Source organism: Erwinia sp. B116 (genome assembly GCF_002865965.1).
Lineage (GTDB): Bacteria > Pseudomonadota > Gammaproteobacteria > Enterobacterales > Enterobacteriaceae > Erwinia.
In genome coordinates, this window is record NZ_JRZZ01000083.1 from 1 (window position 1) to 5,050 (window position 5,050).

4 protein-coding genes are annotated in these 5,050 nt (G+C 54.9%); 3 read left to right on the top strand and 1 reads right to left on the bottom strand.

Going from position 1 to position 5,050, the window contains the following annotated elements; genetic code table 11:
* The coding region (locus NV64_RS24300; RefSeq protein WP_233209083.1) for a hypothetical protein at positions 1-277 on the bottom strand (277 nt) is incomplete at its 3' end.
* A gap of 266 nt (positions 278-543) precedes the next feature.
* On the opposite strand from NV64_RS24300, the gene NV64_RS22475 reads away from it, so the two are divergent.
* The 3 genes from NV64_RS22475 to aceB all read left to right on the top strand — a co-directional run.
* Positions 544-1,848 (top strand): MFS family transporter, encoded by a 1,305-nt coding sequence (locus NV64_RS22475; protein ID WP_056234984.1) that lies wholly within the window; start codon positions 544-546, stop codon positions 1,846-1,848.
* A gap of 106 nt (positions 1,849-1,954) precedes the next feature.
* Complete coding sequence (gene metA / locus NV64_RS22480; RefSeq protein ID WP_056234985.1) at positions 1,955-2,884, top strand: homoserine O-succinyltransferase; 930 nt, start codon at positions 1,955-1,957, stop codon at positions 2,882-2,884.
* Between the two features lie 577 nt (positions 2,885-3,461).
* The coding region (aceB, locus tag NV64_RS22485; protein ID WP_101506834.1) for a malate synthase A at positions 3,462-5,050 on the top strand (1,589 nt) is incomplete at its 3' end.

Consider the following 5,050-nt stretch of genomic DNA (forward strand, 5'->3'; position numbering starts at 1 on the left):
AAGTGAAACGCCGTAGCGCCGATGGTAGTGTGGGGCCTCCCCATGCGAGAGTAGGGAACTGCCAGGCATCAAATAAACAGACAAGCCTCATGCGAAAGCATGGGGCTTTTTTGTGCGTGTGATATAAAAAATGGCGTAAAGAACCCCAAAAACGGTAAGACCCAATGGGAATTTCAGGCGACTGACCGCCAGAAAAGCCAGAGATCTCTGTTTCAGTCGTTATTACGCTTACTTTTGTCGTATTTATAACCGCATCTGTTACCTGTTTTGCTTCCATTCCCATATTCCCATGTTTGTATTCGCTACAGCTGTCACATTTTCTCTTCTTAATTTCCTTTTTTAACGCAGACCCGCACTAAATCCCTCAACAGGTTGCGTGCCTCACTTCAGGATAGAATCTTTTCTGACCGCCACCGGGCATGGAGGATATGTTTAAAATGAGATACTGCACTCGCCTGGTACCTGGAAACAGGTGTTTTACGCTGGCCTTTCTGCCCGGCAGACCGGGCGCAAAACGGAGAATTATCCGCAAAGGAGTGACCCATGAAAGAGCAGTTTCAGCAGCTGGACGACAGCACTCCGAACCCTCTTATCCGAACAATTGTTGTTGCCTCATCGGGTAATCTGGTGGAGTGGTTTGATTTCTATATCTATTCATTCTGTTCGCTCTATTTTTCCCACCTGTTTTTCCCCGACAGCGATCCCACTACGCAACTGCTGAAGTCGGCGGCTATTTTCGCCGTTGGTTTCCTGGTGCGTCCACTGGGCGGTTGGATCTTTGGCCGATTTGGAGACCGGCATGGGCGCAAAAACGCCATGCTGATCTCCGTATGCATGATGTGTATTGGTTCACTGGTGATCGCCTGCCTGCCGGGATACGCCGTCATTGGCGTCTGGGCACCGACGCTGCTGCTGCTGGCGCGCATATTTCAGGGAATTTCGATTGGCGGCGAATACGGCACCACTGCGACCTATATGAGTGAAGTGGCGCACACTGGCCGGCGCGGGTTCTATGCCTCCTTTCAGTATGTCACCATCATTGGTGGTCAGATGCTGTCGCTGCTGGTACTGGTGATACTGCAGGCCATCATGACGCGGGAAGCACTTTATGAGTGGGGCTGGCGTATTCCGTTTGTAGTCGGGGCGTTGCTGGCCGTGGTGGCGCTATGGCTGCGGCGCTCACTGAGTGAAACCACCGACAGTACCATCCGCCATCACCGTGACGCGGGGCGGATTTCCGCATTATGGCAACATAAAAAATCGGTCGCGCTGGTACTGGTATTCACCGCCGGCGGGACGCTGAGTTATTACGTGTTTACCGTCTATATGCAGAAATATCTGGTGAATACGGTCGGGATGGCCCCAGAACTGGCCAGCAGGATCATGATTGGCGCGTTGATTATCTATATGCTGCTGCATCCGCTGGTTGGTGCGTTGTCGGACAGGATTGGCCGGCGGCGATCGATGATGATTTTCGGGGTGCTGGCAACATTATGTACGGTTCCGATCCTGACGCTGTTGCGCAGTGCGGACAGTCCGTGGTACGCGTTTTTTCTGGTAATGCTGGCACTGACCATTATCAGCTTCTATACCTCAATCAGTGGTGTATTGAAGGCGGAAATGTTTCCGACCGAAGTACGTGCCCTGGGTGTTGGCCTTTCTTACGCAGTGGCGAATGCGCTTTTTGGCGGCTCGGCCGAATATGTGGCGTTGTCGCTCAAAGTCGCCGGCCATGAAGCCTGGTTTTACTGGTATGTCACTGCAATGAGTGTGCTGGTGCTGGTGACGGCCTTTATGATCCCGTCGAAAGAGCACGAAGCACTGCTGCAGAGGCCGCCCGGCAGTTGAAACATTTTCAACAATCCGATGAAGCCTCGACATTATCAGGTGTCCAGGGTATCTTCAGGCATCTGGATGTCTAAACGTATAAACGTATGTATTGAGGAAGCAGGTTATGCCGATCAGGGTACCCGACGAATTACCAGCCGCGAGTTTTCTGCGTAACGAGAACGTCTTTGTTATGACGTCCAGCCGTGCGAGCACGCAGGAGATCCGCCCGTTAAAGGTGCTGGTACTGAATCTGATGCCGAAAAAGATCGAAACGGAAAACCAGTTTCTGCGCCTGCTTTCTAACTCACCGCTGCAGATCGACATCCAGCTGCTGCGCATCGACAGCCGCGAGTCACGTAATACTCCCAACGAGCACCTGAACAACTTCTACTGTAACTTTGATGATATTCAGCATGAGAATTTTGACGGCCTGATCGTCACCGGTGCCCCGTTAGGGCTGGTCGACTTTTGCGACGTTGCCTACTGGCCACAGATCCAGCGGGTGCTGCACTGGGCGAAAGAGCACGTCACCTCCACGCTGTTTGTCTGTTGGGCGGTGCAGGCTGCGCTGAATATTCTTTACGGCATCCCTAAGCAGACGCGGGATAACAAACTGTCTGGCGTCTTCGAGCACCAGATCCTGCATCCGCACGCGCTGCTGACCCGCGGCTTTGACGATAGTTTCCTCGCGCCGCACTCGCGTTACGCTGACTTCCCGACACAGCTACTGCGTGACTATACCGACCTTGAAATCTTTGCCGAATCAGAACAAACCGGTGCTTACCTGTTTGCCAGCAAAGACAAGCGGCTGGCCTTCGTCACCGGTCACCCCGAGTACGATGCGCTGACGCTCTCCGGTGAATATCATCGCGATTTTGACGCCGGGCTCAACCCGGAAGTACCCTTTAACTACTTCCCGCAGGACAACCCGGCCCTTCCACCGCGTGCCAGCTGGCGCAGCCACGGCAACCTGCTGTTTTCAAACTGGCTAAACTACTACGTTTATCAGATCACGCCGTTTGATCTGCGTAATATGAACCCAACGCTGGAATAACTTTATCGGGCCATTTTTCGCCGAAGTTAGCGACACGTTGCCCCGTCAGGACGGTAAGTTCGTGCTGAATTTTCGTACCCTGCTCACCCTGACCGAACGCTAATGGCATTCGACGGAATGCCATATTTAGCCTCTCTCCCCGCTGGCATGCTCCTGTCTGCTGTTTATGCCCTTTATCCCTCAAACAGAATACAAATCTTCAGACTCTACCCTGGAGACTTTTACGTTAATCCGAAGAGGGTCGTGCCATAGCACCTACCCTTAATGAAGCCTGAACCCCCTGCCAGTGCAGGTAGGTTTACTCCGCCACCTGCTAATCGATGCTCACCCCGTATCCGCCGATCTCACGGCGCTAAGCCCTGTCTCTCTTTAATTTTTGAAATGCCAATCATTCCGTTGGTTGTTTTTTATCTAAAAAAATCATTATTTTGCATAGATTAACTATAAAAAATGGAAATTGTTTTTGATTTTAAATTTAAGCTGATGCTATTTTGATCTGGAAGATTAAAGTTTGTGCATCCATATGGATCGTCTGCGATAGCGACGATCGGGCAGATTCTGACAGGGGAGCGGGCTTATGACAGAGCAGGCAACAGGCGAAAAACTGCATTTTCAGACCCGGAGAGGCGTGCAGGAACAGCAAATTCTGACCGAAGATGCCGTCGGGTTCCTGACGGAGCTGGTTACGCGATTTATGCCGCAGCGGCAGGCGTTACTGGAGGAGCGGGCGCGCGTTCAGCAGCGGATCGATGGGGGAGAACTGCCGGATTTTAATATGGAAACAGTTTCCATTAAAAATACAGAGTGGCAGATCCGCGGTATTCCGCAGGATCTGCAGGACCGTCGCGTAGAGATCACCGGCCCGGTCGAGCGCAAGATGGTGATTAACGCGCTGAACGCCCGGGTGAAGGTGTTTATGGCCGACTTTGAGGATTCGCTGGCGCCGGGATGGGAAAAAGTGATCGACGGTCAGATCAACCTGCGCGATGCGGTTAACGGCACCATCAGTTACCGCAACGAGCAGGGCAAGATCTACCAGCTGCAGCCCGATCCCGCGGTGCTGATCTGCCGGGTGCGCGGCCTGCACCTGCCGGAAAAACACGTCAGCTGGCAGGGTGAGGCGATCGCCGGCAGCCTGTTTGACTTCGCGCTCTATTTTTACCACAACCACCGCGCGCTGCTGGCCAAAGGCAGCGGCCCGTACTTCTACCTGCCGAAAACTCAGTCTTACCAGGAAGCCGCCTGGTGGAGCCAGGTGTTCAGCTTTGCGGAAGATCGTTTCGATCTGCAGCGCGGCACGATAAAGGCAACGCTGCTGATCGAAACGTTGCCGGCGGTATTCCAGATGGACGAGATCCTCTGGCACCTGCGCGATCATATCGTCGGGCTGAACTGCGGGCGCTGGGATTACATCTTCAGCTATATCAAAACGCTCAAAGCACACCCGGATCGGGTACTGCCGGATCGCCAGGCGGTGACGATGGATCAGGGCTTCCTTGATGCCTACTCCCGCCTGCTGATCAAGACCTGTCACCGGCGCGGTGCGCTGGCAATGGGGGGAATGGCCGCGCTGATCCCGGATAAAGATCCGCAGAAAAATGAGCAGGTGCTGAACAAGGTCCGCGCCGACAAGCAGCGCGAAGCGGCCAACGGCCATGACGGCACCTGGATCGCCCATCCGGGGCTGGCCGACACGGCGATGGCGGTGTTTGACCAGCGGCTGGGCGATCGGCCCAACCAGCTCAGCGTGCTCCGTGAACAGGACGCTGAGATCGCCGCCGCCGAGCTGCTGACCCCCTGCGCCGGTGAACGCACCGCCGCAGGGATGCGCGCCAACATTCGCGTGGCGGTGCAGTATCTGGAGGCCTGGATCGGCGGTAACGGCTGCGTGCCGATCTACGGCCTGATGGAGGACGCCGCCACCGCGGAAATTTCCCGTACCTCGATCTGGCAGTGGATCCGCCACGGCAAAACGCTGCAAAGCGGCGAGGTGGTCACCGAAACGCTGTTCCGCCAGATGCTGGCGGAGGAGATGCAGGTGATCCGTGCGGAGCTGGGCGAGGCGCGCTTTAACGCAGGGCGTTTCACCGAAGCCGCCGCGCTGATGGCACGGATCACCACCGACCGCGAACTGGTTGAGTTTCTGACCCTGCCCGGTTACGAGCT